Source organism: Streptococcus sanguinis (assembly GCF_050222175.1).
Taxonomy (GTDB): domain Bacteria; phylum Bacillota; class Bacilli; order Lactobacillales; family Streptococcaceae; genus Streptococcus; species Streptococcus sanguinis_M.
Genome location: NZ_CP071420.1, coordinates 2,036,013 through 2,062,443, shown reverse-complemented (window position 1 = coordinate 2,062,443; position 26,431 = coordinate 2,036,013). Strand labels below are relative to the sequence as shown.

The 26,431-nt window shown below is 45.8% G+C and carries 28 protein-coding genes; 19 read left to right on the top strand and 9 right to left on the bottom strand.

The window, feature by feature from the left end; translation table 11 throughout:
* Complete coding sequence (locus J1C91_RS10120) at positions 1-231, bottom strand: DNA-dependent RNA polymerase subunit epsilon (RefSeq protein ID WP_002896634.1); 231 nt, start codon at positions 229-231, stop codon at positions 1-3.
* 347 nt (positions 232-578) lie between these two features.
* Positions 579-1,631: an SDR family oxidoreductase gene (locus J1C91_RS10115; protein WP_002903702.1), complete on the bottom strand. Its 1,053-nt coding sequence runs from the start codon at positions 1,629-1,631 to the stop codon at positions 579-581.
* Between the two features lie 132 nt (positions 1,632-1,763).
* On the opposite strand from J1C91_RS10115, the gene J1C91_RS10110 reads away from it, so the two are divergent.
* The 8 genes from J1C91_RS10110 to J1C91_RS10075 all read left to right on the top strand — a co-directional run bounded on the left by J1C91_RS10110 (position 1,764) and on the right by J1C91_RS10075 (position 7,121).
* On the top strand, positions 1,764-2,228 hold the full coding sequence (locus J1C91_RS10110; RefSeq protein ID WP_000225125.1) for a MarR family winged helix-turn-helix transcriptional regulator: 465 nt from the start codon (positions 1,764-1,766) through the stop codon (positions 2,226-2,228).
* Between the two features lie 9 nt (positions 2,229-2,237).
* A complete protein-coding gene (gene tsaB / locus J1C91_RS10105; protein ID WP_002910728.1) occupies positions 2,238-2,924 on the top strand; it encodes a tRNA (adenosine(37)-N6)-threonylcarbamoyltransferase complex dimerization subunit type 1 TsaB in 687 nt (228 codons plus the stop codon).
* Positions 2,921-3,373, top strand: coding sequence for a ribosomal protein S18-alanine N-acetyltransferase (gene rimI / locus J1C91_RS10100; protein WP_002910726.1), 453 nt, complete (start codon positions 2,921-2,923; stop codon positions 3,371-3,373). Before tsaB ends, rimI begins: the two co-directional genes overlap by 4 nt.
* A complete protein-coding gene (gene tsaD, locus J1C91_RS10095) occupies positions 3,363-4,373 on the top strand; it encodes a tRNA (adenosine(37)-N6)-threonylcarbamoyltransferase complex transferase subunit TsaD (protein WP_002910724.1) in 1,011 nt (336 codons plus the stop codon). The genes rimI and tsaD overlap by 11 nt, the downstream gene beginning before the upstream one ends.
* A 9-nt stretch (positions 4,374-4,382) precedes the next feature.
* Positions 4,383-5,078 carry an AzlC family ABC transporter permease gene (locus J1C91_RS10090; RefSeq protein ID WP_002910718.1) on the top strand — a complete coding sequence of 232 codons (696 nt, stop codon included), beginning with the start codon at positions 4,383-4,385 and terminating at the stop codon, positions 5,076-5,078.
* Positions 5,068-5,406, top strand: coding sequence for an AzlD domain-containing protein (locus J1C91_RS10085; protein WP_002910716.1), 339 nt, complete (start codon positions 5,068-5,070; stop codon positions 5,404-5,406). The genes J1C91_RS10090 and J1C91_RS10085 overlap by 11 nt, the downstream gene beginning before the upstream one ends.
* A gap of 122 nt (positions 5,407-5,528) precedes the next feature.
* The gene (locus J1C91_RS10080) at positions 5,529-6,275 is read left to right on the top strand and encodes a class I SAM-dependent methyltransferase (protein ID WP_048772170.1); all 747 of its coding nucleotides are present in this window, start codon (positions 5,529-5,531) and stop codon (positions 6,273-6,275) included.
* Positions 6,276-6,380: 105 nt separating this feature from the next.
* Positions 6,381-7,121 carry a MerR family transcriptional regulator gene (locus J1C91_RS10075; protein ID WP_125438484.1) on the top strand — a complete coding sequence of 247 codons (741 nt, stop codon included), beginning with the start codon at positions 6,381-6,383 and terminating at the stop codon, positions 7,119-7,121.
* A 118-nt stretch (positions 7,122-7,239) separates the two neighbouring features.
* On the opposite strand, the gene J1C91_RS10070 is transcribed toward J1C91_RS10075, so the two are convergent.
* On the bottom strand, positions 7,240-8,415 hold the full coding sequence (locus tag J1C91_RS10070; RefSeq protein WP_125438481.1) for an NAD(P)/FAD-dependent oxidoreductase: 1,176 nt from the start codon (positions 8,413-8,415) through the stop codon (positions 7,240-7,242).
* A gap of 301 nt (positions 8,416-8,716) precedes the next feature.
* Between J1C91_RS10070 and J1C91_RS10065 the strand changes: the two genes are divergently transcribed.
* Together J1C91_RS10065 and J1C91_RS10060 are read left to right on the top strand one after the other, a co-directional pair.
* On the top strand, positions 8,717-9,211 hold the full coding sequence (locus J1C91_RS10065) for a DUF536 domain-containing protein (RefSeq protein WP_002896624.1): 495 nt from the start codon (positions 8,717-8,719) through the stop codon (positions 9,209-9,211).
* A gap of 90 nt (positions 9,212-9,301) precedes the next feature.
* The gene (locus tag J1C91_RS10060) at positions 9,302-11,056 is read left to right on the top strand and encodes a glycerophosphoryl diester phosphodiesterase membrane domain-containing protein (protein ID WP_125438478.1); all 1,755 of its coding nucleotides are present in this window, start codon (positions 9,302-9,304) and stop codon (positions 11,054-11,056) included.
* 116 nt (positions 11,057-11,172) lie between these two features.
* Here J1C91_RS10060 and J1C91_RS10055 read toward each other — a convergent pair whose 3' ends face one another.
* The gene (locus J1C91_RS10055) at positions 11,173-11,472 is read right to left on the bottom strand and encodes a YbaB/EbfC family nucleoid-associated protein (RefSeq protein ID WP_002919734.1); all 300 of its coding nucleotides are present in this window, start codon (positions 11,470-11,472) and stop codon (positions 11,173-11,175) included.
* 169 nt (positions 11,473-11,641) lie between these two features.
* Here J1C91_RS10055 and J1C91_RS10050 point away from each other — a divergent pair, with 169 nt between their 5' ends.
* On the top strand, positions 11,642-12,055 hold the full coding sequence (locus J1C91_RS10050; RefSeq protein WP_002910709.1) for a hypothetical protein: 414 nt from the start codon (positions 11,642-11,644) through the stop codon (positions 12,053-12,055).
* A gap of 80 nt (positions 12,056-12,135) precedes the next feature.
* On the opposite strand, the gene J1C91_RS10045 is transcribed toward J1C91_RS10050, so the two are convergent.
* Positions 12,136-14,424 (bottom strand): Xaa-Pro dipeptidyl-peptidase, encoded by a 2,289-nt coding sequence (locus tag J1C91_RS10045; protein WP_002910708.1) that lies wholly within the window; start codon positions 14,422-14,424, stop codon positions 12,136-12,138.
* A 104-nt stretch (positions 14,425-14,528) separates the two neighbouring features.
* On the opposite strand from J1C91_RS10045, the gene gla reads away from it, so the two are divergent.
* The 8 genes from gla to fni all read left to right on the top strand — a co-directional run bounded on the left by gla (position 14,529) and on the right by fni (position 22,498).
* Positions 14,529-15,434, top strand: coding sequence for an aquaglyceroporin Gla (gene gla / locus J1C91_RS10040; RefSeq protein ID WP_002910706.1), 906 nt, complete (start codon positions 14,529-14,531; stop codon positions 15,432-15,434).
* A 63-nt stretch (positions 15,435-15,497) separates the two neighbouring features.
* Positions 15,498-16,781 (top strand): hypothetical protein, encoded by a 1,284-nt coding sequence (locus tag J1C91_RS10035; protein ID WP_002910705.1) that lies wholly within the window; start codon positions 15,498-15,500, stop codon positions 16,779-16,781.
* Positions 16,782-16,876: 95 nt separating this feature from the next.
* Positions 16,877-17,611 (top strand): CppA N-terminal domain-containing protein, encoded by a 735-nt coding sequence (locus tag J1C91_RS10030; protein WP_002910704.1) that lies wholly within the window; start codon positions 16,877-16,879, stop codon positions 17,609-17,611.
* Positions 17,608-18,543, top strand: coding sequence for a serine hydrolase domain-containing protein (locus tag J1C91_RS10025; protein ID WP_002910703.1), 936 nt, complete (start codon positions 17,608-17,610; stop codon positions 18,541-18,543). Before J1C91_RS10030 ends, J1C91_RS10025 begins: the two co-directional genes overlap by 4 nt.
* Before the next feature lie 150 nt (positions 18,544-18,693).
* A complete protein-coding gene (gene mvk, locus J1C91_RS10020) occupies positions 18,694-19,572 on the top strand; it encodes a mevalonate kinase (RefSeq protein ID WP_002910702.1) in 879 nt (292 codons plus the stop codon).
* Positions 19,554-20,501 (top strand): diphosphomevalonate decarboxylase, encoded by a 948-nt coding sequence (gene mvaD, locus J1C91_RS10015; protein WP_125438475.1) that lies wholly within the window; start codon positions 19,554-19,556, stop codon positions 20,499-20,501. The genes mvk and mvaD overlap by 19 nt, the downstream gene beginning before the upstream one ends.
* Positions 20,491-21,510 carry a phosphomevalonate kinase gene (locus J1C91_RS10010; RefSeq protein WP_125438472.1) on the top strand — a complete coding sequence of 340 codons (1,020 nt, stop codon included), beginning with the start codon at positions 20,491-20,493 and terminating at the stop codon, positions 21,508-21,510. Before mvaD ends, J1C91_RS10010 begins: the two co-directional genes overlap by 11 nt.
* Positions 21,491-22,498, top strand: a complete 1,008-nt coding sequence (gene fni, locus J1C91_RS10005) for a type 2 isopentenyl-diphosphate Delta-isomerase (protein ID WP_125438562.1) — start codon at positions 21,491-21,493, stop codon at positions 22,496-22,498. Before J1C91_RS10010 ends, fni begins: the two co-directional genes overlap by 20 nt.
* Before the next feature lie 39 nt (positions 22,499-22,537).
* Here fni and J1C91_RS10000 read toward each other — a convergent pair whose 3' ends face one another.
* The 4 genes from J1C91_RS10000 to J1C91_RS09985 all read right to left on the bottom strand — a co-directional run bounded on the left by J1C91_RS10000 (position 22,538) and on the right by J1C91_RS09985 (position 26,381).
* The gene (locus J1C91_RS10000) at positions 22,538-23,812 is read right to left on the bottom strand and encodes a hydroxymethylglutaryl-CoA reductase, degradative (protein WP_125438469.1); all 1,275 of its coding nucleotides are present in this window, start codon (positions 23,810-23,812) and stop codon (positions 22,538-22,540) included.
* Positions 23,809-24,987 (bottom strand): hydroxymethylglutaryl-CoA synthase, encoded by a 1,179-nt coding sequence (locus J1C91_RS09995; protein WP_002910696.1) that lies wholly within the window; start codon positions 24,985-24,987, stop codon positions 23,809-23,811. The genes J1C91_RS10000 and J1C91_RS09995 overlap by 4 nt, the downstream gene beginning before the upstream one ends.
* 145 nt (positions 24,988-25,132) lie before the next feature.
* Positions 25,133-25,600, bottom strand: a complete 468-nt coding sequence (locus tag J1C91_RS09990) for a threonine/serine exporter family protein (RefSeq protein WP_002910695.1) — start codon at positions 25,598-25,600, stop codon at positions 25,133-25,135.
* Positions 25,601-25,604: 4 nt separating this feature from the next.
* Complete coding sequence (locus tag J1C91_RS09985; RefSeq protein ID WP_002910694.1) at positions 25,605-26,381, bottom strand: threonine/serine exporter family protein; 777 nt, start codon at positions 26,379-26,381, stop codon at positions 25,605-25,607.
* Positions 26,382-26,431: the final 50 nt, after the last annotated feature.

Here is a 26,431-nt window from a genome sequence, read left to right as displayed (position 1 = left end):
TTAGAACTCCGTCAATTCAAAAGTGCCTGACTCTTTTTCATATTCGAGGTGTTTGTCAGACAAGAGCTCGATAAATTCAATATTGTAAGGGGTATTTTCTTCGATGAGCTTACGAGCCTGAATGCGACCTTCCAACTCGCTGTCAGCTTGAATATCCAAATAGAGGGCGCGTGTCTTTTCACGGCGCGGACTGCGCTCTTTTGTTTCCTGATAAAAAACTTTGTAAATCATAAGATTCCTTTCTGTGATAAGGTCTAAAAAATAAAAGAAGGCAGGCGTTAGCGCATTTCTTCACATGATAAATTAAAAATGATAAATGGAAAGTGAGCGATTGCTGTGACTTCTGATAGGGCTTACTCAAATGAAGAGGCTAAAATGCTGTTTTAGCCTTGTATCTTATGGAAAAGTAAGAGTAATGAAATTGACCTGATGTTTAATTATTATTGTAATTATACCATAGAATGAGCTTAGGAAGCAAGTCGGGACGGTGAATTTCAGAGACGGTTTTTCAGCCAAAGCGGCTTGACAAAAAGAAAAATCAAGCGATGAACATTTGGTCACTTGATTTTGAGGGCTGCTTATTTGGCGAAATAGCCGTGCTTGCGGTACCAATCTACCACGTCAGCTAAGCTTTCTTCGAGAGGGCGATGCTGTCCGCCTAGCTCGCTCTCGGTTTTGGCAAAGCTAAAATTACTTTTGAGATATTCTTCGGCCATGAGATGAGCGAGCTCATTGGTAACCAAAATTGGTTTTTTGGTGAGCCGGTGGTAGAGCTCACTTGCTTGGGCATAGATTTTGACGAAAAGAGGGGAGATCTTGCGCTTGGGGGCGGGAACGCCAGTGATTTTTTCCAGTATTTGGTACAATTCTGTCATGGTCACTTGCCGTCCAACTGCCAGATAGCGCTCCTTTGAGCGTCCGTATTTCATGGCGCGGAGATGAATATCTGCTACATCTCTAGCATCCACCATATTATAGCTAGCCTTTAAGATACCTGGAAGTTTTTGCTCTACAAAATTGATAATCAGCTGCCCACTGGAGGTCGGACCGAGGTCTCTAGGACCCAACATTACACTCGGCAAGATAAAGCAACCGAAAACATCTGAATGCTTGTCCAAGAAATCACGAACGGCCTCTTCACTCAAAATCTTGCTGCGATAGTAATCAAAAGGAGTATCTTTTGAGCGAGACATGCTTTCATCGATTAGCTGATTGGCCTCACCTTCCAGTACGACACAGGAGGAAGTATGGACAAATTGGCGGATACCAGCCTCGTAAGCAGCTTCTAGGAGGTTATTTGTGCCTATAATATTAGTGTCGTAGAGCTCCTGCCAGTGCTTGCCGCCTTTATAATTATCGCGGAAAAAAGCAGCGGTATGAAAGAGGCTGTCGCAGCCTGCTAGATAGTCACGATAGCTTTCGGGCTCTAAAATATCCCCCTTGACAATCTGGATAGGCAGGTCGGCAAATTGTTTGCGCGCTTTTTCCTCGGAGCGAACGAGAGCGGTCACTTGAATGTTTTCTTTTAGCAGAGCACGCACGAGATTATTTCCTAAAAGACCGGTCGCACCAGTCACAAAAGCGTGGGTCATTGTTCTAGCTGGTTTTTGATTTGTAGGGTTTGGGGTCATCCGTTATTCCTCCTTTCGCAAATAGATGATATATCATCTATTTAAGATTTTATATTTTTTAACTAAAATTGTCAACAATTTACCTAATCTAGTGTAAAATAGTATAGAAGTGATTTTTGAAAGGAGAGCAGCGTGGTAGCAGAAGGAATTCGATTTGGCTATTTGTTTAGAAGTGCAGAGAGCTTAGCGACGAGAGAATATGGGAAGTTGCTAGAGCCTTTGGGAATTACGCCCAATCAAAGCGAGGTCTTGCTCGTTTTGGGCGAACATGCTCCGCTGTCTCTCAAGGGCTTGGGGGAATCCCTGATTTGTGAGGAAAAAAGCCCTAGTCGCTTGGTGCAGGCTTTGATTAAAAAAGGCTTGGTCAAGAAGGAAATTTCTAGCAAGGACAAGCGCAGTTCTCGCTTGAGCTTGACTGCTGCTGGAGCGGATTTGCTGCCCAAGATTGCTGAGCAAGAAGCGATTTTTGGAAAACACTTGGCGCAGCAAGTGCCTAATTTGGAGGCTTTTAGCCAGATTTTAGAGGAATTTTTGGTAGATAGTTTCTACGAAGACAAATTAAAACGCCGCTCACTTTGGCGGCAAGAGGAAAAATAGAGGATAAGCATGAAGATTGCAGCTTTTGATACGTCAAGTAAGGCGCTGACGCTCGCGATTTTAGAGGACGAGACCTTGCTGGCGCAGATGACTTTAAATATAAAGAAAAACCACAGCATTACCCTGATGCCGGCTATTGATTTTCTGATGAATAGTCTGGACATGAAGCCGACGGATTTGGATCGTATCGTAGTTGCTCAGGGTCCGGGCAGCTACACAGGTCTGAGAATTGCGGTGGCGACAGCCAAGACTCTGGCTCATACCCTCAAGATTGAGCTGGTCGGTGTGTCTAGTCTGCTGGCTTTAGTCCCAGAGCAGGCGGAAGGCTTGGTCATTCCTGTCATGGATGCCCGCCGCAATAATGTCTATGCTGGCTTTTACCAGTCTGGTCAGGCTGTACGGCCGGAAGCTCATCTACCTTTGGCAGAGGTTTTGGAAATAGCTGTCGCTGCTAACCAGCCGGTCACCTTTGTCGGAGAAACGATAGCTTTTGTGGAGCAGATTGAAGCGGCTCTTCCTCAGGCTGCCATTCAGCCGACCTTACCAGACGCAGCAGCTGTTGGTCGTCTCGGTCTAGACCTGCCAGCCCAGTCCATTCATGACTTTGTTCCTAACTACCTCAAACGGGTAGAGGCTGAGGAAAATTGGCTCAAGACCCATCAGGAATCCAGTGATTCTTACATTCAGCGCCTATGATTGAGATGAGAAAATGGAGCGCTAACTCGGATGTGGACGCGGCAGTTCTGGCAGAAGAGCTGGAACAGCTCTTACTTGCTGTCTATGAGGTCAGCCCTTGGACCGCAGGCCAAGTGGAAGAGGTTCTGCGTTCGGATGTGAACAGTTGTGCGCTAGCAGCAGATGAGAATCAGCTTGTCGGCTTTTTAGTCTGGCAGGAGACAGACTTTGAAGCGGAAGTCCTGCAGATTGCTGTATTGCCTAGCTATCAGGGGCAGAAAATCGCAACAGCCTTGTTTGACTTTTTGCCAGCAGACAAAGAGATTTTCCTTGAAGTTAGGGAGTCCAACAAGCCAGCTCTGCTATTTTACAAAAAAGAAAAATTTGAAGAAATCGCGCGGCGGAAGGCCTACTACCATGCGCCGGTGGAAGATGCGATTGTCATGAAAAGAGAGATCCATGAAAGATAGATATATTTTAGCTTTTGAGACGTCTTGTGACGAGACCAGTGTGGCAGTTCTGAAGAATGAGACTGAGCTTTTGAGCAATGTCATTGCCAGCCAGATTGAGAGCCACAAGCGTTTTGGCGGAGTGGTACCAGAAGTGGCCAGCCGTCACCATGTAGAGGTCATTACGGTTTGCATTGAGGAGGCTTTGGCAGAAGCAGGGATTAGTGAGGAGCAAGTCACAGCGGTGGCTGTCACCTACGGTCCTGGTCTGGTTGGGGCACTTTTGGTCGGCTTGGCAGCGGCCAAGTCTTTTGCCTGGGCTCACGGTATTCCCTTGATTCCAGTCAATCATATGGCTGGGCACCTGATGGCAGCCCAGAGCGTGGAGCCTTTGGAGTTTCCCTTGCTGGCTCTCTTGGTCAGTGGCGGTCATACTGAGCTGGTCTATGTCAGTCAGGCTGGTGACTATAAGATTGTGGGGGAAACTCGCGATGATGCGGTCGGTGAAGCCTATGATAAGGTCGGTCGAGTCATGGGCCTGACCTATCCAGCAGGCCGGGAGATTGATCAGCTGGCTCATGAGGGACAGGATATTTATGATTTTCCGCGGGCCATGATTAAGGAAGACAATCTGGAATTTTCTTTTTCCGGTCTCAAGTCGGCCTTTATCAACCTGCACCACAATGCCCAGCAAAAAGGAGAGGTCTTATCTAATCAAGACTTGTCAGCAAGCTTTCAGGCGGCGGTCATGGATATTCTCATGGCCAAGACTAAGAAAGCGCTGGAAAAATATCCAGTCAAGACTCTGGTCGTGGCGGGCGGTGTTGCGGCCAATCAAGGACTGAGAGAACTCTTGGCAGCTGAGATTCAGGATGTTAAGGTGATTATTCCACCGCTTCGCCTCTGCGGTGACAATGCTGGTATGATTGCCTATGCCAGTGTCAGTGAGTGGAACAAGGAGAATTTTGCCAGTTTGGACCTGAATGCAAAACCTAGCCTAGCATTTGAAACCATGGAGTAAAGGAGAAGAATGCGCGGACAGACATTTAAACAAGGGGCACAAGCTGCAGTGCCAACGGCTCTGGGCTATATTGGGATTGGCCTAGCCTGCGGCATCATGGCGGCGCCTTATATGAATCCCTTGGAGATGGGGCTGATGAGTGTTCTGGTTTATGCTGGCAGTGCCCAGTTTGCCATGATTGGTTTATTTGCCCAGCAGGCGCCGGTTTTAGCCATCGCACTGACCGTTTTTCTTATTAATATCCGGAATCTTCTGCTCGGCTTACATGCATCAACTCTTTTTCGTAAGTCTAGCTTGACTCAGAATATTGTCATTGGCTCTTTTTTGACGGATGAATCTTATGGAGTCTTGATGGGAGAGCGGGCACATACAGAGGAAATCGCTGCTCGTTGGATGATGGGCAATAATTTTATGGGTTATACTTCTTGGATTTTGGGTACTATTTTAGGAACTGCCCTCGGCGCCCTTCTGCCCAATCCTGAGAGCTTTGGCCTAGACTTTGCCCTAGTCGCCATGTTTATTGGTATCTTCTCCTCTCAATTTACAATCATGCTGCGACGGGTCAAGATAAAGAAGCTCTTTTTAGTTCTGGGGGTGGTTGGCATTGCCTACTTAGTCCTAACTATGCTACTTCAAAATTCGCTGGCGGTGCTTTTTGCAACCTTGCTAGGCTGTACGGTGGGGGTGATCTTGGATGATAAGTAAGTATATTTTGCTGGCCATTCTTTTGTCAGCCCTGGTCACTTGGATTCCGCGGATTTTGCCCTTTATCCTAGTCAAGTACAAGGGGCTTCCGCTCATGGTAGAGCGTTTTCTCAAATATCTGCCAGTTTCCATTATCTTTGCCCTTATCCTGTCTAGTGTCACCAATGCTAAAACAGGTCAGCTGCCGAGTTTTAAATGGCTAGATTTAATAGCCATTTTTCCGACTAGCTATGTAGCTTTTAAGTATAAGAACTTAATTGCAACTGTTGTATTTGGCGTAGTCTTGGTGGCCTTGCTGCGCTATCTGGCTGGATTTCTTGGGCTGTAAAGAGATACAAGACAGATTGAATCGGTCGATTCGGTCTGTTTTTTTGCTGAATTCTAAGAATTATCTGAAAATATAATATTTTGTGCTATAATGGAAGCAATCAAAATTATGGAGGTTCGGAAATGGCAGAAGCAGGTCATAAATTTTTAGCAAAATTAGGAAAGAAACGCCTTCGTCCCGGTGGTAAGCTGGCAACCGACTGGCTGATTGAGCAGGGGCAGTTTTCCAGCGATAAGAAAGTTCTAGAAGTTGCCTGCAATATGGGGACCACAACAATCGAGCTGGCTAAAAGATATGGCTGCCAGATTACTGCAGTTGATTTGGATAAGGCTGCGCTGGCTCAGGCTAAGCTTAATGGAGACAAGGCTGGTGTTGGTGAACTCGTCACATTTGAGCAGGCTAATGCCATGAAGCTGCCTTATGAGGACAATTCATTTGATATCATTATCAATGAAGCCATGCTGACCATGCAGACGGATAAGGGGAAGGCCAAATGTATGGATGAGTACTACCGGGTGCTGAAGCCAGGTGGAGTGCTCCTCACCCACGACGTCATGCTCAAGCAAAAAGATGAGAATGTCCGGGAAGAGCTGTCGCGTGCGATTAATGTCAATGTGGGGCCTCTAACCGAGGGATCTTGGATTCAGCTAGCACGTTCTCACGCTTTTGACCGTGTGGACACCTTTGTTGGCGAAATGACCTTGATGAGCCTTCGAGGAATGATATATGACGAAGGGCTGGGTGGCACACTGAAAATCTGCTTCAATGCCCTTAAAAAAGAGAACTACGGCCAGTTTATGAAGATGTTTAAGATGTTCCAAAAGAATCAAGAAAAACTGGGCTTTATTGCGATGGTTTCTCGTAAATAACTGCTAGACGCTTTGGGAACTTTAAATAGGTTTAAAAAAATTTCATAAAAGGCTTGACTCTACCCTTAGGTCAGGGTTTATACTATAGTGGTAAGGAGGTCTATCATGTACCATATCAAAGAAGCGGCGCAGCTGTCAGGTGTCTCTGTAAAAACCCTGCATCATTATGATAAAATCGGACTGTTAGTCCCAGCCAAATCAGAAAATGGCTATCGGACATACAGCCAAGCTGATTTAGAGAGGCTGCAGGTCATCCTTTACTATAAGTATCTTGGTTTTTCTTTGGAGAAAATAGCAGAGCTGCTGAGTCAGGATGAACAGGGTTTATTGCCGCATCTGGTTAGGCAGTTAGAGTATTTGCAGCAGGAAAGAGACCGCTTGGATACCTTGATTTCCACCTTGCAAAAAACCATCCAAGAAGAAAAGGGAGAAAGAAAGATGACAATGAAAGAAAAATTCGCAGGCTTTGCCTACGAAGACAATCACAAATACCATCAAGAAGCCGTCGAAGAATACGGTCAAGAAGTCATGGCAGAAGCATTGACTCGTCAAAATGGACGAGAAGAAGAATCTGCCGCAGCCTTCAATCAAGTTTTTCAAAGTCTGGCAGAGAATATGCAACAAGGCTTGCCAGTTGAAGCAGCGGAAAATCAAGAGCAGGCAGCGCGTCTCTTACAAGCCATTCGCACTTACGGTTTTGACTGCTCACTGCAAGTCTTTGCCCATATCGGTCAGGGCTATGTTCATAATCCAGAATTCAAGAAAAATATCGATCAATTTGGACCAGGCACTGCCCAGTACACAGCAGATGTGATTGCTGCTTATGTGCGGACAAATGCAGAATAAAAACTGGTGAGAATGTTCTGCACTAATCCCAAAAGTTAAACACAAAAAATCTAACTTTTAGGGTGCAGTGCAATGTTCCTCGACCAGTTTTTTCAATTACTTTAAAATATTTTTCTAATCACTCATAATGCAAGCTCCCTGCCACCCAGCCGGTGCAGAGGGCAGATGTGATGTTGAAGCCGCCCGTGTGGGCATTGATGTCTAGGACCTCTCCAGCGAAGTGGAGGCCGGGAACCAGTTTGCTTTCCAGAGTTTTGGGATTAATTTCTTTGAGGCTGACGCCGCCCTTGGTTACAAAGGACTTGGCCAGGGACATTTTGCCAGTGACAGGGATGGCTAGTTCTTTGATTTGCTTGATGAGGGCTTCTTTTTCACTGAGATTGAGTTGTTTGACTTTCTCGGGAAAGGTCTGGACAAAAAAGTCTGCCATTCGCTCGGGTAGGAGGATTTTCAGGCAGTTCTTCAGGGATTTTTCCCGATGTTCTTCTAAAAAGTCCGCCAGATCCTGCTGACTCATCTGAGGAAGGACATCCAGAAAGATGGTTTCTCCACCCTTGACAAAGCTAGACAAGCGCAGGGCTGCCGGGCCTGATAGGCCAAAGTGAGTAAAGAGCAGGTCGTGGGTAATGACATGCTTGCCATAGCTGAGGGTCACATCGTCCAGCGAAATCCCCTGAAGCGCTTTGTGAGGAAAGTCAGTCAGAAGAGGACTTTCAGCAGCTTCCAGGTCAGTCACCGTGTGCTTGAAGTGTCGGGCAATATCGTGACCAAAGCCTGTCGAGCCTGTTGAAGGGTAGGACTTGCCGCCAGTCGTCACAATCAATTTCTGGCAGGTCCAAGTCTGGTCGCTGGATCTGACAGTGAAAAGTCCATCGGATTTTTTGACGGAGACGATTTCGGTATTGGTGATGACAGTGCCACCCAGCTCTGCAATTTTCTTTTCCAAAGCTTCGATAATGGTGCGGGACTTGTCTGTCGCTGGGAAAACACGGCCGTGGTCCTCAACCTTGAGTTTGACACCGTTCTCTGTAAAGAAGTTGATGATATCATGGTTGTCAAACTGGGAAAAAACGCTGTAAAGAAAGCGTCCGTTGCCCGGAATACCGGCCATGAGGTCATCTAGGTTTCCGTTATTGGTCACATTGCAGCGGCCACCACCCGTTCCGGCTAGTTTCTTGCCCAATCGTTTATTTTTCTCAAGGAGCAAGGTCTTCTGCCCGTAGAAAGAACTGGAAATGGCTGCCATCATGCCAGCCGGTCCTCCGCCGATGATGATTGTATCGAAATGGTTCATTGGTCTTTTCCTTTCGTAGAGAGTGGCTTCTATCAGTTAGTCAGAAATCTTGTGCTTCCTTGGTGAGCAGGATTTTGCTATCTTGCAGATGTTCTTGGAAGACTATAGCTGAACATCTCTAGTTTTCTAAATTCATTCGATTTTTTCATTTCTTTTACTAGACTAATCTGTCTCATTGTATCATAAAAAAGTGCTAAAAAGATAGGAGTCAGGCTCAAAAAATATTGTGAAATTTGACAGTTAAGGCTTGATATGATAAGATTTAGGTATCTACAAACTAGAAAAAGTTTTTGAGGAAATTATGGCAATTGAAAAGACAGTCAGCGAGTTAGCCGAGATTCTTGGAGTTAGCCGCCAGGCGATTAACAATCGTGTCAAGGCACTGCCGCCAGAAGATACGGAAAAGAACGAAAAAGGAGTCACGGTGGTGACCCGCAGCGGCTTGATTAAGCTGGAAGAGATTTATAAGAAAACTATTTTTGAAGATGAACCTGTTAGCGAAGATGTGAAGCAACGCGAGCTGATGGAAATCTTGGTGGATGAAAAAAATGCTGAGATTGTGCGTCTCTATGAGCAGCTTAAGGCCAAGGACAGCCAACTGGCTAAGAAAGATGAGCAGCTGCGCATAAAGGATGTTCAGATTGCTGAAAAGGACAAGCAGCTGGACCAACAGCAGCAGCTGACAGCTAAGGCTATGAATGAGCGTGAAACCTTGCTGTTGGAGTTGGATGAAGCTAAGGAAAAGGTGCAGGAGCAGGAAAGCAAGGGCTTCTGGGCACGTTTATTTGGAAAATAAAAATAAGGTTGGGACATCTGTCTCAACCTTGTTTTAAATAAGAATCGCTTTTTAGCAAGTTTTGTATTGTTCACAACATAAAGGAGGAAAATGAAATCACAAAGACTGGGACTTTTACGTCTCTATCGCAATCTTGATAAAATTTTATTGCTCTTTTTCACAGTCTTTATGCTCATGGAGCTGGCTTGGGTGCCTTTCAACTCCTTTGCAGCAGAGACTCTGCTCAAGCAGACAGGCTACCTCTTCTTATCTTATACGAATGCCTTTAAAGTTCTGACTTCAAATGTCTGGGTTGGCTTAGCCTTTCTAGCGCTTTTTGCGGCCAATCTCTTTGTCGCTTATTTTCAGATTGGACTGATATTTATGGGGCTCCGCAATCTTTTAGATGAGGAAGAGCGAAGCGCTTTTCAGTTTATCAAGAAAAGTTTCAAAGACAGCGGCTCGCTGATTCGCTACGCTAGGCCCAGCAAGGTCCTCTTTATTGCACTGTATATGGGCTTTATCTTTCCCTTTCTGCGGCAAATTCTCAAAATCTACTACTTAAATAAAATTCTGATTCCAGAATTTATCGTGACCTATCTTAAGACGGCCTTATGGATGAGATTATCAATCTATGCTTTAGGTTTTCTGCTTTTTTTGATAGCTGTCCGACTAATGTTTGCCCTGCCCAAGCTCTTTTTTGAGCATTTCCGCCTACGAGACGCGATTAGGTATAGTTTGGAGAAGACCAAGGGGCACTTGATTCGCTATACTTGGCAGCTCTTTTGGATACTGGCCAAGAGCTTTCTCTTCTTTCTTTTAAGCAGCATTCCGATTTTAGTGTTGCAGCAGTATGCGGATGGCCAGTCCAATCAGATAGCCTTGACAGCAGCGGTTGTCAATTACTGCCTCATCAAGCTGGCTTATTACTTCATGGTAGCCTACTTTCTGATTAAGTTTGTGGCTTTTCTGACAGACAGCAGACTGTCTGAGTATCGCTACAGGAAAGGCTTGCCTCTCATGCGCTGGTTTATCCTTTTGGTCACTAGTTCTGTCTTTGCCCTTGAAGGATTTGTCTATCTCAATCTGCCCTTGGAAAACGTCCCTCTGACCATCTCGCATCGTGGCGTTTCGCAGGGAAATGGTGTCCAGAATACGGTTGAGTCGCTAGAGAAAACCGCCCTGCTCAAGCCAGATTATATCGAAATGGATGTACAGGAGACCAAGGATGGCCAGTTTGTCATGATGCACGATGCCAATCTAAAAGCCTTGGCCGGCGTCGATGCCAGACCGCAAGAGCTGACTCTGCAAGAGCTGACGGCTTTAGATATTTCAGAAAATGGACACACTGCCAAAATTTCCAGTTTTGATGCTTATCTCAAACGAGCCAATCAGATGGGCCAGAGACTCTTGATAGAAATCAAGACCAGCAGCTTGGACTCAGACGATATGATGGACCGTTTCCTTAGCCAATACGGAGCCAACATCAAGGTTTATGGCCATCAGATTCAGTCTTTGGATTATCAGGTTATTGACAAGACAGTCCAGTATGATGAGAGCATACCGACCTTCTTTATCCTGCCCTACAATACTATTTTCCCACGGACACAGGCTTCTGGCTATACGATGGAGTACTCGACCCTCGATGAAAACTTTGTCGATAAGCTTTGGACGACGGATAAGCAACTCTATGACTGGACCATCAATGATGCAGACAGCATTGGCAAATCCTTCCGCTTGGGTGTTGACGGCATGATTACCGACGATTTGGAGCTGGTGCAGAGCTCTATCAAGGAACTGCAAAACAATCCCGATTATGCCCTACTTTTGATGAGTAAGGCAGCGGATTTGCTTAATTTTGTGTAGTGGACTGGTGAGGGAACGACTATAAATCAAAAAAGACTGAGATTCTTCAGTCTTTTTTGCTGGTTCGAGTATTGCTTGACTTATGTTTAGTCAAGTTGGAAGGTTATTTCTCTTGCTTAAAATGGCAATTTGCCTGCGAAAGCGCCCATTTTCTTCTGAGTAGCATCATCAATCTGAGCCAGCGCGTGATTCAGGGCCTGCGCAGTCATCTCTGACAGAGTTTCCAAATCTTCAGGATCCACAACGGCTGGATTGAAGTCAATGCTGACTACTTTTTTATCACCAGTCAGTTTAGCAACGACTAAATCTTGGGCTGATTTGCCGGTAAATTCTGTTGCAGCTAGTTCTGCCTGTCCTTTTTCCATTTGTTTTTGAAGCTTTTGTGCTTGCTTCATCATGCTTTGCATGTTCATCATAAGATTTTCTTTCCTTTCTCTCGCAAGGGCTGAGCCCTTGGTAATCTTCACTCTTCAAATTATATCATTTTTTGGAAAAGTGGCAAGAAGAAGATTTCTAAGAGGTTTGACAAAAATTTAGCATTTATAGTAGAATGGTCATGAATCTATATACCAAGGAGAAGACAACTTGAAAAACAAGAAGATAAAATCTTTGCTGTTGGTAGTGCTCTCATCCCTTTTTATCCTAATTGGCTGCAGCGGCAGCCCCAAAATTCAGGGAAAATGGAATGTACAGGATGCTAGCGGTGAACAAAAGACCATTGAAATAAAAGACAAGACCATTATTGTCAACGAAGAAGAGTATGAGTATACTCAAAATGCAGTTGGTTTTAAGAATGGAGTGAGTTATTATGGCCTGACTCGGAAAGATAATGGCGGAACATTTTCTATCGTCTTTCCTGAGAAAGATAAAAACATTGCTATTATGCTAATTCCTGACTCAGACGATGACTATCTCACAGGCAGTATGCTCTTTGCTATGAACCGCAAGGAAAAGCCAGATTATAAAAAATATGCAGAGGAATATCTCAATCTACAATAAAAGAAAAGCCCTTAGAAACTTCTGTTCTTAGGACTTTGTCTTCAATCTGAAGCGCTGAATTTCAGCGTCTTTTTCTTTTATTAATGTGATGTCATGGTTGGCAAATCCAAACTAGATTGCTCCAAATCTACAGTCAGCTGATAATTGGTCTTATCACGGACGGTATGCTCAAAGTCTGTAGTGTAGAGGACGAGGCGCAGTTGGTCGCCTTTTTTCATCTTATAGATAGTTGGTTGCAGTTCAAAGGAAAATTCCAGCCATTGGTCAGGAGTGACTTCTTCGACTGTCAGTAGATTGGTTCGATTTTGCAGATTGAGAAAACCTTTGGTGATGACGCGATGAGGCGTTTCAGTATGGGGGAGTTCAACCAGATTGTCCAGCATATAGTAGCGGCCGTTGTCCATGACTCTAGGCTCAATAGGTGTAGGAATCGGTGTGAGGCGTTTAGCTGGTCCGAAGTCCAGCAATTGGGCAGAAATCAATCCCTTATCGGTGCTGGATTTGAGTAGAAGATTGAGCTGGGTCGCTCCGTTGAGAAAGAGGTCCTTTTCCAAGGTCCAGTCCAGAGTAATCTGGTTGACCTTACCTTCAAAAAGCTCAGTTTTAAAGCTTTGGTAGTTTTTGGCAAAACGATTATAGTCTTCTTCTGGATATTGATTTTGGATAGATTGGCAGTCTTGGCCTAGTTGGAGATGAAGGTTCTGCTCTTGTCCACCGAAGTCTTCCAAGGTCAGCCAGTTTTGAGCTTGGCTGTTGTCCTGCCAGATGACTGTTGGCAGTTCGAAATCTGATTCACAACCCAGCAGTTTTTTGCTCAGCAGAGCATTGATAGACTCACGGAAGTCGATGGACTGCCAGTTGTTCATGTAAACATGGGCACCGTTATGGAAGAAAAGATGCTTTTTGATGTGGGGCGGTAAGGCTCGAAACATATTATAGACATGGAGAGGCTTGACATTCCAGTCTTGAGAGCCGTGGGTGAAGACGACTTCGGCCTTGACCTTATCTGCGTGGAGCAGGTAGTTGCGGTCATGCCAAAATTGATTGTAATCTCCGGTTTGCCGGTCTAGGTCTTTGCGCTGCTGCTCTAGGCTTCTCTGATAAGCATCATTATGACGCAGGTAGTCACCAGCCCTCAGGTTGCGGGAGTAGGTCAGTTCGGTCAAGGATTCAAAATCCTCTCCTGGATAGCCGCCAGGACTTGTGACAAGGCCGTTTTCGCGATAGTAGTTGTACCAAGAAGAAATCCCAGCTTCGGCGATGATGACCTCCAGTCCATCTACGCCAGTCGTTGCCAGTCCGTTGGACATGGTGCCCAGATAGGAGATACCGGTCGTAGCCACTTTTCCGTTGGACCAAGTGGCCTTGATTTCCCGTTGGCGAGTGTGGTCGGTGAAGGCTCGGCAGCGGCCGTTGAGCCAATCAATAACGTTCTTATAGGCTTCGATCTGCTGATAGTCGCCGCTGGTCATCAGTCCTTCAGAGTCTTTAGTTCCCACGCCAGACACATAGAGATTAGCAAAGCCGCGGGGCAGTAAGTAATCATTGAGCGTGTAGGTGCCGATATGGCCTAATTTTTCCTCGGCTTCAGAGACTTCTTGGGTCGGAGCTGGCAAATCCAGCTGGAGCAATTTTAGTTCAGGATCTTGTACTGTGATTTGATGGGGTTCTTTTTTTGCTAAGTCCACATTCATGTCGTGGAGAGCCTTGTCGCTGGCGGGGTCATTGGTTCCTTGATGATAAGGAGAAGCAGTCATGACGGCCGGAATTTTCCCTTGGTAACGAGGACGGATAATGCTGACCTTTATGAGGTCCGGACGGCCGTCTTGATCAGTATCCACGCGTGATTCCACGTAAACCACCTCTCGGATAGCATCATGGCTGGAAAAGGTTGCCAGGCTCTTGCCGTTGAAGTAGTGGTGGGTATTGTCCTCAGGAATCAAACCCTCGCTGACTAGCTTATCAACTAAGAGGTTGCCATTTTTTGTCCGAGTGTTGAGCAGCTGGTAGAGATTTTCCAATAAGTCTCCAAATGTAATGGGAAAGCCCGTTTCTTTGCGAAAGGCCTCAACATCCGTAAAATCAATAAATGGTGAGAATTCAAGCAGCTGAAAGGCCACAGTGTAAAAGACAGACGCCGTCAGTTCTCTGTTAGACTGGAAAAAGCTCAGCAGGTCTGTTTGGCTGTCAGCAGCCCAGGATTTCAAGGGATAATCTGTATTCTTATAAGTGAAAAAGCTGGTGCGAAGAAAATCTTCAAGATTTTCCTTATCAGAGCGATTGCTGTCATAAAAAAAGCCTAATTCAGCTAATTCTATCAACATATTTTCCCGTTTCGTTTTTGCATAACTATACTGATTAAAACGCATATTCTTCCCTCTTTTTCTTATTTTTATAAAAAATGACCTTTACATTATCCATTATACTTGATAAAATAGACTTTGTCTAAAAAATATTTAAGGAGTATCACTAAATGGATTTCGAATGGGTCGTTAAATACGCCACAGAATTTTTAGGAACAGCTATCCTCATTGTCTTGGGGAACGGAGCTGTTGCCAACGTTGAATTAAAAGGAACTAAGGGACATCAGAGCGGTTGGTTAGTCATCGCTGTCGGTTACGGTATGGGGGTTATGATTCCAGCTTTGATGTTTGGTAATGTGTCCGGTAACCATATCAACCCTGCCTTTACTTTGGGACTTGCTGTCAGTGGTTATTTCCCTTGGGCACAGGTTGCACCATACATTGCAGCCCAGCTTTTAGGAGCTATTTTCGGACAGGCCTTGGTCGTTGCGACTCATCGCCCTTACTATTTGGGAACAGAAAATCCTAATAATATTTTGGGTACTTTCTCTACCATCTCTAGTCTAGACCATGGCACGCCTGAATCACGTAAAGCAGCCTTGTTCAATGGTTTTATAAATGAATTTGTTGGTTCTTTTGTTCTTTTCTTTGCTGCTATGGGCTTGACCAAGAACTTCTTTGGAGCAGAATTGTTGAGCAAAGCTGAAGCAACTATCAATTCGCAAGCTGCTCAGATGGCAGCACAAGGGACTTCAGTTCCTAAAGAACAGATTGCTGCTGCAATATCTCAGGCTAAAGATCAAGTTGCACCATTCCAAGTTGGTAGCCTTTCAGTCGCTCACTTGGCACTTGGTTTCTTAGTAATGGCTTTGGTAACCTCTCTGGGAGGCCCTACTGGACCTGGGCTGAACCCAGCTCGTGACCTCGGACCTCGTATCCTCCACTTCATCCTGCCAGAATCTGTTTTGGGTAAACACAAGGGTGATTCAAAATGGTGGTATTCTTGGGTTCCAGTTGTGGCACCGATTCTTGCAGGTATCACAGCAGTCCTCTTGTTTAAAACAATCTACGGATAAGCACATAAGATCAGAGTTGGGGGATTTCCCCAGCTCTTTTTTCGAGCGATAGAGAAGGTAAAGATGGAGATGCAAGTATCAAAATATCATAAGATCAGTGGCCGCAGAACCTTACTCTTTGGCTTTTTAGCCCTTGTTTTTGGCCTGATTATCATTTTCAATGGCTTCAGATTTACCAAGCTGGCCTTCGATTTTATTTCGTTTTATCTGACGGTTGTTGGCTTGGTAAATATTGTTCTTCATGTTTTTACGCATAAGAAAGAAGGGGCTGTCTGGCATAGTCTGCTTCAGATTGCAGTCGCTATGGGTATCAGCTGGCTCAACCGAATCAGTGATGTGCCTGTCAATATTGTGATTATCAGTTTGGGTAGCTACCAGCTCTTAACCGCAGGTATTTACGGAGTGACCTATCTGCTTTATCGGCAAAATCATGTCAAGGGAGGTTTGCGCTATCTATTTGATACCATTCTCTATGGTGGGATTGGGCTGACCAGTATTCTTTCGCCTGCGACCGACGGACACTTACAGTTTTTGATTTTGGGAATCTATTTGATGATGCTGGGAATGTCCAATATCCGGGATGGCCTCTTTTTCGACAATGACCGTGAAAAACATCGGCTGCGTAGGCAAATTCGTATTAACCTACCTATTATTTTTGCAGCCTTTATTCCAGTAGAAAATCTGGAGCGCTTTAATCGACTGATTCAGGGAGATACAGCTTCTGATCGTAAAAATGTTTATAGTCTTGTTAAGAATAGAGATAAAAAGGCGGACTTAGAGGTCTTGGTCCATACTTCAAAGACAAGTTTATTAGGGGCCATTGGCCATGTAGATATTTGCTATCAGGGACAAGTGATTTCTTATGGCAGTTATGATGTTTTTTCTGAGCGATGCAAGGGCATGATTGGAGATGGTGTTCTCTTCAAGGTTCCTAAAGACGCCTATATTGAGCTTTGCAAAAAAGAAAGCAAGAAAACACTTTTTGGTTATTCTTTGGCTTTGACGGATAAGGAGAAGGAGGCGGTTGAGAAGCGCCTGGCTGAAATTGATCAGCTGTTGGTAGAATGGGAGCCGCCAGCAGAACTGAAAAATGGTCAGCCAACATACTCCTACAAGTTTAAGCATGAACTAGGAGCGCAGCTATATAAGTTTAAAACCAGTCGTTTCAAGACGTATTTTGTCCTGTCGACCAACTGTTGCCTGCTAGCAGATTCGATTATTGGACAGGCTGGGACAGATATTCTGGATATTCGTGGTATTATCGCGCCCGGTACCTACCAGTCCTATCTGCAGTACGAGTTTGAGTCCGCTAGGGGTTTGGTCATTGCTCAGACCATTTACCAATAAATCCAAGGACTTCTTGTTTTAAAAATTGTTTATTTGCGCATAATTTCTTGTCAAAAAGATGAAAATCCATTACAATAAAATGGTTTGGAGGAATTATGAGCGCGAATCATATTATTAGAATTATCCCTGTATTAAAGATAAATAATCGTCATTTAAATCAAGAGTTTTTTGTAAATCAGCTGGGCATGAAGGCTCTTTTAGAGGAAGCTGCTTTTCTGTCTTTAGGAGATCAGACCAAGACAGAGAAACTGCAACTGGAAGAATCACCCAGTATGCGGTCGCGGCGAGTCAAAGGTCCTAAAAAATTAGCCAGAATCGTTGTCAAGGTTGCAGATGCTAAAGAAATCGAGTCTCTATTGGCTCAACAGCCTGCTTGGACAAAGCTGTATCAAGGAGAGAAAGGCTATGCTTTTGAAGCTCTGTCACCAGAGGGTGACCTAGTTCTCCTACATGCAGAAGAGAATAGAGCAAATCTGCAAGCAGTCACGGCGGCTCCTGAATTTGAAAAGCAAGAGGACTTCATCGGTCTTAGTCAATTTGAGATAGAGACGGTAGAAATTCGTGTACCTAATGCCAATGAAGCCCAAGAATTTTACAGCAAGATTGAAAATGCGCTGGACTTTCTGACCTTTATAGAAGCAGAGGGTCAAGACTTGCAGGCAGACAATGCCCTAACTTGGGACTTGACTATGTTCAAAGCTCAGGTCAATCGTTTAGAAACCGCTGCGCTGCGTCCTATCTTTGAAGGACACGAGGTCTTTGTACCCAAGTCAGATAAGTTCCTGCTGAGTCAGGATTCGAGCAAGATTGAATTGTGGTTTGAAGCATGACTCTAGAAAAAATCATCAATAAAATCAAAGAACAGCTGAAAGACGGTATATATCCCGGTGCTAGTCTGGCCTTGTATCAAGTTGGCCAGTGGCAGGAATTCTACTTTGGTCTAGCTGATCCGCAAGAAGGGAAGACCACTCAAGCGGGTTTGGTCTATGACTTGGCTAGCGTCAGCAAGGTGGTCGGAGTTGGTACTCTGGCAGCCTTTTTGTATGAGCAGGGCAAGCTGGAACTGGATTTGCCCTTACAGCATTATTATCCGGCCTTCCATCGAGAAGATGTGACCTTGCGTCAGCTCTTGACCCACACATCTGGGCTGGATCCCTTTATTCCCAATCGTGACCAGCTGGCAGCTCCTGAGTTGAAAGCAGCGCTCAATCATTTGATGGTGCTTGAAGGTAAGACCTTCCGCTATACGGACGTGAATTTTCTGCTCTTGGGCTTTATGTTGGAAGAAATCTATGGTCAGGCATTGGATCAGATTTTTCAAAGTCAGATTTTCCAGCCTTGGGGTTTGACTGAGACAGGTTTTGGGCCAGTTCCAGGAGCTGTGCCGACCGTTCGTGGTGTCAAGGATGGTCAGGTTCATGATCCCAAGGCGCGTGTACTGGGCATCCATGCTGGCAGTGCTGGCTTATTTTCAACTCTCAGGGATTTGCAAATATTTCTGGAACATTATCTGCAGGATGACTTTGCGGCCAATCTGACCCAGAATTTTTCCAAGGAGCCAGGCAAAAGACGTAGTCTAGCCTGGAATCTAGAGGGCTGCTGGCTGGAACACACTGGCTACACAGGAACCTTTATCATGTATAATCGTAAAGAGCAAAAGGCGGCTATTTTCCTATCCAACCGGACCTATGAAAAAGACGAGCGGGCTCAATGGATCTTAGACCGTAACCAGCTGATGGACCTGATAAGAAGAGAACTTTAAAAGACTCCGGCTGCAAGCCCCGGAGTTTTATCGTGTCTGCCTATATAAATATCGGTCTCTAGCCCCAGTGATTTTCTCTTAATAAAAATCGCTTTTTTTGCCAAAGTATATTAAAATAAGATAGAGAGAATCTACAGACAAGAGAATAGTATGACAAAAGAAATCGGTGTCGGAAAGGCACACAGTAAAATTATTTTAATGGGAGAGCATTCGGTGGTCTACGGCTATCCGGCCATTTCCCTGCCTCTTAATCGTATTGAAGTGACCTGTCAGGTCTTTCCGTCTGAGCGGGCCTGGACCCTCTACGCCGAGGATACGCTGTCTATGGCTGTTTTTGCCTGTCTAGAACATCTCGGTCGGCAAGGGTCTAAGATTCGCTGTCAGGTGGAGTCCATGGTCCCTGAGAAGAGGGGAATGGGGTCTTCAGCCGCGGTTAGTATTGCAGCTATTCGGGCGGTCTTTGACTACTTTGAGGAAGAACTGGATGACCAAACACTGGAGATTCTGGCCAATCGGGCAGAGATGATTGCCCATATGAATCCCAGCGGCCTCGATGCCAAGACCTGCCTTAGCGATGTAGCTATTAAGTTTATCCGCAATTTCGGTTTCAGCGAAATTGAGCTGGATCTGGATGCCTTTTTAGTGATTGCAGATACGGGCATTCACGGTCATACCCGCGAAGCTATCCGTGCTGTAGAAAGTCAGGGCCAAAAGGCTCTGCCTTTGCTGCAGGAATTAGGGAATTTAACGAAAATCCTTGAGAAAGCCATTTCTATCAAGGACCTGATGACAATGGGACAAGCTATGACCAAGGCTCATGAGAAGTTAGCCAAGCTAGGGGTTTCTTGCCAGAAAGCAGATGAGCTAGTAGCGGCAGCTCTTGAAAACGGAGCTTTGGGAGCTAAAATGAGCGGCGGTGGTCTGGGTGGCTGTGTCATTGCTCTTGTAGGAGAAAGAAATCAGGCGGAGGCCTTAGCCGCCTTATTGAGAGAGAAAGGGGCCATTAACACATGGATCGAAAGCCTGTAAGTGTCAAATCCTATGCCAATATTGCAATTGTCAAATATTGGGGGAAGAAAGATGCAGAAAAGATGATTCCGTCTACCAGCAGTATCTCGCTGACACTGGAAAATATGTATACCGAGACGCAGCTGAGTCCTTTGCCGGATTCAGCGACTGGAGATGAGTTTTATATTGACGGTCAGCTGCAAAGCCCGGCAGAACATGCCAAAATCAGTAAGATTATTGACCGTTTCCGCTCTCCAGAAGATGGTTTTGTCCGCGTTGATACCAGCAATAATATGCCAACTGCAGCAGGGCTGTCTTCCAGCTCCAGCGGTCTATCTGCTCTAGTCAAGGCCTGCAATGCTTATTTTCAGACGGGCTATCAGACGCAAGAGCTGGCCCAGCTGGCTAAGTTTGCTTCAGGATCATCTGCTCGGTCTTTCTTTGGTCCGCTAGCGGCCTGGGATAAGGACAGTGGGGCCATTTATCCAGTCAAGACGGATTTGAAACTAGCCATGATTATGCTGGTTCTGCACGATGAGAAAAAGCCCATTTCCAGCCGCGACGGTATGGAGCTCTGTGCCAAAACTTCCACGATTTTCCCAGATTGGATTGCCCAGTCTACCTTGGATTATCAGGCCATGCTAGGCTATTTGCAGGACAATGATTTCACCAAGGTTGGTCAGCTGACGGAAGAAAATGCTCTTCGGATGCATGCTACGACAGAGAAAGCTTATCCGCCGTTTTCTTATCTGACAGAGGAGTCTTACCAGGCTATGGATGCTGTCAGAAAGCTGCGGGACCAGGGCGAGCGTTGCTACTTTACCATGGACGCAGGGCCAAATGTCAAGGTCCTCTGCTTGGAGGAAGACCTAGACCATCTGGTTGCTATATTTGAGAAAGACTACCGGCTTATCATCTCCAAAACAAAGGACTTGTCAGATGAAGACTAGTGCAAGAGTTCAAACCTGCGGCAAGCTTTATCTGGCGGGTGAATATGCAGTGCTGACGACCGGTCAGCCGTCCATTATCAAGGCCATTCCTATCTATATGATGGGAGAAATACAGGCAGCGCCTGCCTATCGCTTGACATCAGATATGTTTGAACACAGCGCTAGCCTAGAGCCAGACCCTGATTATGCCTTGATTCAGGAGACAGTAGCAGTTATGAATGATTATTTGCAGGTCTTAGGCTACCAACTTCAGCCTTTTTCTCTGAAGATTAGTGGCAAGATGGAAAGGGACGGCAAGAAGTTCGGGATTGGCTCCAGCGGTAGTGTTGTTATTCTGACCATTAAGGCCATGGCAGCACTTTATGAGCTAGACTTAGAGCCAGAACTACTCTTTAAGCTGGCTTCTTACGTTCTCCTCAAGCGCGGAGACAATGGCTCCATGGGAGATCTAGCCTGCATTGCTTTTGAAGACCTGATTTACTACCGGTCTTTTGATAGAGAGCTGGTCCGCAAGCGTATGGGCAAAGTTTATTTACAGCAATTACTAGCAGAGGATTGGGGTTTTGAAATTCGTAGTATTAAGCCTTGCTTAGCCATGGATTTTCTGGTTGGCTGGACCAAGCAGCCAGCGATTTCTAAGGACTTGGTCAATCAGGTCAAGTCAGCTATTTCAGAGTCCTTTTTGACAGGCAGTAGGACACAGGTTGATGCTTTGGAGAGAGCCTTATTAGCAGGAGATAAGCTTGCTATTCAGTCTAGTCTGGAAAAGGCTAGCCAGCTCTTAGAAACACTCAGTCCAGCTATTTATACAGACAGGCTGAAAATCTTAAAAGAAGCGGCAGAGGGACTGAACTGTGTGGCTAAGAGCAGTGGTGCCGGTGGTGGCGACTGCGGGATTGCTCTCAGCTTTGATGCTGCATCTAGCAACCAACTGATTCAAGCCTGGCAAGAAGCTGGCATTGAACTATTATACAGAGAAAGGATGGGCCATGATGAGCCAGAATCGTAAGGATGACCATATCAAATACGCCTTAGAGCAGCGTCTGGGTTACAACAGTTTTGATGAAATGGAGCTGATTCACCGTTCTCTGCCCAAGTACGATTTGGCAGAGATTGACCTATCTACTCACTTTGCTGGCCGTGATTGGGCGTTTCCCTTTTACATCAATGCCATGACTGGCGGCAGCCACAAAGGCGGTCAAATCAATGAGAAACTGGCTCAAGTAGCTGAAAGTTGTGGCCTTCTTTTTGTGACTGGTTCTTACAGCGCAGCCTTGAAGAATCCTTCTGATCCTTCCTATCGGGTGGCGGCTGGTCGGCCTAATTTATTACTGGCTACCAATATCGGCTTGGACAAGCCTTATCAAGCAGCCCAACAGGCAGTAGCAGATTTGCATCCCCTCTTTTTGCAGGTCCATGTCAATCTCATGCAGGAATTGCTGATGCCAGAGGGTGAGCGGGAGTTTCGTTCTTGGCGCCAGCACTTGACTGATTATAGTCAGCGACTGGATCTTCCCCTAATTCTTAAAGAAGTTGGCTTTGGCATGGATCGCTCTACTGTTGAAGAAGCGCGCTCCTTGGGGATTCAGACTTTTGATATTTCCGGCCGGGGTGGCACTAGCTTTGCCTATATTGAAAATCAGCGGGGTGGTAATCGTGACTACCTCAATGATTGGGGACAATCTACTCTGCAGAGCCTGTTGGTGCTTCAGCCATTGCGCGATGAGGTCGATCTCTTGGCTAGTGGAGGTGTCCGTCATCCTTTGGATATGATCAAATCCCTTGTTTTAGGAGCCAAGGCGGTTGGCCTCTCTCGTACAATGCTGGACTTGGTGGAAAATCACTCAGTGGAAGAGGTTATTGATATTGTAGAAGGCTGGAAATCAGATCTGCGCCTCATCATGTGCGCCCTGTCCTGCCGAAACTTGCAAGAATTAAAGAATGTTCCCTATCTACTCTACGGTCGGCTAAAAGAAGCTCAGGAACAGATTGACTAAAAAGCATAAAGACATACAAAAAAGGCCATCAAGGCCTTTTTACTTGTCCTGTTTTCGTAAGTCTGCTAGTACTTCCTGAGCAGCAGCGAGATTGAAAGTCTTCTTGGCTGTTAAGCGACTGGCTACAGCAGCAATTTCTTCGTCTTGGGCTCCAGCTTGCAATGCTAAAGATTTGGCTTGCAATTTCATATGACCGGCTTGGATGCCAGTGCTGACTAGGGCTTTGAGGGCGGCGAAGTTTTGTGCCAATCCGACTGAAACGATGAGGGAAGCCAATTCCTTGGCCTGAGGCTGCCCCAGCAAGTCAAAGCTGGCTGCCACTGCGGGATTGAGGCCAATGGAACCTCCTTTAGTTGCAATGGGCATGGGCAGGGTCATCTGACCATGAAGCTGGCGTTTGTCTGGGTCTGCCGTCCAAGTAGAGAGGCCGCGGTAGCTTCCTTCTCGGCTGGCATAGGCATGGGCACCGGCTTCTACAGCCCTCCAGTCATTTCCAGTAGCCAGCACCAAAGCATCAATACCATTAAAGATACCTTTATTGTGGGTAGCTGCCCGGTAAGGGTCAACCTGGGCTAATTTGCTGGCCAGCTGAAACTTATCCGCAAGAAGTTCCGCCTCGGCCGTATCCCGGCTGAGAAAGCGATAGCCGATGACACAGCGGGCTGTTACGAGACTATCTGTTGCATAGTTTGATAGGATAGCCATCAGACTTTTACCGCCAGTCAGCTCTTCCAGAGAAAGGGTGAGGGCCTCCAGCATGGTGTTGAGCATATTGGCACCCATGGCTTCCTGTGTATCCACAGAAAGATAAAAAATGAGGAAGTCATCCTTTGGCTCCAGCCAGAGATCTCTAGCACCTCCACCACGAGCAACAATCGATGGATAGGCTTGGTTGGCCTGTTCCAGCAACTCTTTCTTTTTCCTGAGAACATCTTTGATGGCTTGGTCTGCCTTATCAACCTGATAGAGGGCAATTTGCCCAATCATCTGGCGTTTGTGAACCTCGGTTTCAAATCCGCCTGAACGTTTGATAATTTTAGCCGCAAAGCTAGCCGCTGCTACCACAGATGGCTCTTCTGTCACAAATGGAACTTGATAGCTTTTGCCATCCACCAGAAAGTCTGGCACCAGAGAGTAGGGCAGGGCTAGAGTGGCCAGCACATTTTCACTCATCTGGTTGGCCGTTTCCAGAGGCAAAGTCTGCTGACTGTCTAGCAGCTGCCAATGTTCATCTTGTAAAAGTCCCTTTTCTTTCAGCATCTGCAGCCGTTCAGCAGGATTTTTTTTAGAAAATCCAGTCCAGTTTACTTTCATGATGATTTCTCAACTTTGATGTACTTGCGCTGGTGCTCTGCAATTTCTGCCAGAGCAAAGCTTTGGTTTTCATAGTCAGAGAAGCGGGCATTGCCTTCCGCATCCAGCTCAGCTTCTTCAAAAAAGATGCGCTCGTAATCCGCGATGGAAAGAGCCTGACGCTGGTCTAATTCCTCTAGACGTGTCTGGGATAGATGCTTTTCATAGCCCTCTACCAAATTGGCACTGAAGATTTCAGAGACAGCTCCGCTGCCATAGCCAAAGAGAGCAATCCGATCGCCGGCCTTGAGGTTGTCAGAGTTTTCTAAAAGAGACAGAAGACCTAGGAAGAGGGAGCCTGTATAGATATTTCCAACTTTTTGGCTGTAGAGAATAGAGGCTTCAAAGTTCTTTCTAAGTTGGTCTTGCTGCTCTTGAGGAAGGCTTTTATCCATAATTTTGTTGAGGCCTTTAAGGGCCAGTTTTGGATAAGGCAGGTGGAAGCAGTAGGCCTCAAAGTCTTTGAGAGCCAGCTTGTGGCGTTTTTGGTACTCTGTCCAAGTTGTCTTTAAGCTATCCAGATATTGCTGGGTTGAATAGAGGCCGTTGACATAAGGCGTTGTCGAGTAATTTGGGCGCCAAAAATCCATGACATCGCGTGTCTGAGCTACATTATCATCATTGAAAGCGAGGATACGAGGATTGCTGCTAATCAGCATAGAAATGGCTCCCGCTCCCTGCGTTGGCTCGCCAGGTGTGTTAATGCCATACTTGGCAATGTCGCTAGCTAGCACCAAAACTTTGCTGTCTGGATGTTTTTCGATATGGAGCTTGGCATAGTCCAGTGCAGCAGTAGCTCCATAGCAGGCTTCCTTGATTTCAAAGCTGCGGGCAAAAGGCTGGATGCCCAAAAGGCCGTGGACAAAAACGGCTGCCGCCTTGCTCTGGTCGATCCCTGACTCAGTAGCCACGATGACCATATCAATCTTTTCTTTGTCCTCTATTGTCAGGATGGGTTCTGCTGCCGCCGCTCCCAAGGTAACAATATCCTCAGTCAAAGGAGCAATGCTTAGTTCCTTGAGCAAGAGCCCCTTGCTAAGCTTGTCTGGGTCAGTCCCACGGGCTGCCGCTAAATCATTTAATTTTAAGACATAATTACTGGTCGCAAAACCGATTTTGTCGATTCCGATTGTCATTATAAGACCTCTTTAAATCCTTTTATTCTAGTATATTCCGAAAACTATTTTACCATACTTAGGAATAAAACTCTTACAAAAAACATCTAATCTCAGCTAAATCAGGCTTAAGATGTATTTTCCAAAATAAAAACAGCAGATGGCTCTACTGTTTATTTGCTGTGAGTTTGCTTTGACGCTTTTTCAAGTAGTGATAGAGCTTGAGTACGACGGTGCCGCTGGCCATGCCAATCGAGATGACCAAGGCTAGAATGACTACCAGAGTGGCGTGAATCATGGCCTGGCTGTAATCACCAGTGACAAAGAAGGCAGTCGTCCGATAGGAAATATAGCCTGGGACCAAGGGGGCTAGAATGGCCAAAATAAAAACAACAGCAGGCGTTTTGTAGATGATGCTGAGGATTTGGCTGATGCAGGAACCAAGGATAGCAGCCACAAAGGTTGCTATGATGACATTGGTCGGTCCTTTGAGCAGGAGATAGAGCAGCCAAATGGCCATGCCCAGCACTCCTCCGGGAATTAGCATACTGCGCTGGACGTTTAGAACGATTAAAAAAGTAATGATGGCCAGCAGGCTGGCAACTGCTTGCAGTAAGAAAGTCAAGATTGTCATAGGCTTATTTCATAATAAGGAGGGCAACAGAGGTACCTGCACCGAGAGCAAGAGTGATGAGGAGCGATTCAAAAAGCTTGCTCATCCCAGAGTTGATATGGTTGGTCATAATGTCACGCACAGAGTTGGTCAGAGCAATGCCGGGCACAAAAGGCATGACAGAACCTGCAATAATTAAATCATCTGTGGAGTTAAAACCAGAATAGCGTGTCCAGATATGAGCCAGCAGTCCGAAGACAAAGGCTCCAGCAAAAGCTGTCACAAAAGGAATGCGGATATATTTGTCAACGTACAAAGAGAAGGCAAAGCCAAAGAAGGTGGCAATGGCCGCGCCTAAAGCATCGTAGAAGTTTCCGCCAAACATGATGGAGAAGAAGGGAGCACTGAGTGTTGCGGCAGCAATCAACTGCTTGTTGTTATAGGGCATCTCTTTCACTTTGAGGCGATTTAGCTCATCAAAAGCCTCCTGAAGGCTGATTTCTCCTGTTACCAACTGACGGGAGACCTGATTGACATCGCAGACTTTCTCAATGTTGTAGTTGGTCTTGAGATTGCGCTTCATCCGTGAGACATTTGTATTTTCAATCGAAAAGAAAATAGCTACAGGCATTGCTAAGGCATTGCAGTCGATTATCCCTTGCGAATGAGCGATACGAATCATGGTGTCTTCCACCCGATAAGTCTCGGAACCGCTCTGCAGCAGCAGTGTCCCAGCCATCATGATGACATCTACCGCCAGATTGAAATCTTTGGCTTCTTCCCTGATACCTTTCTCTGTCATTTCCCCAGTCCTTTTCCTAGTATAGCAATAGAACCATTATACCATAAAGC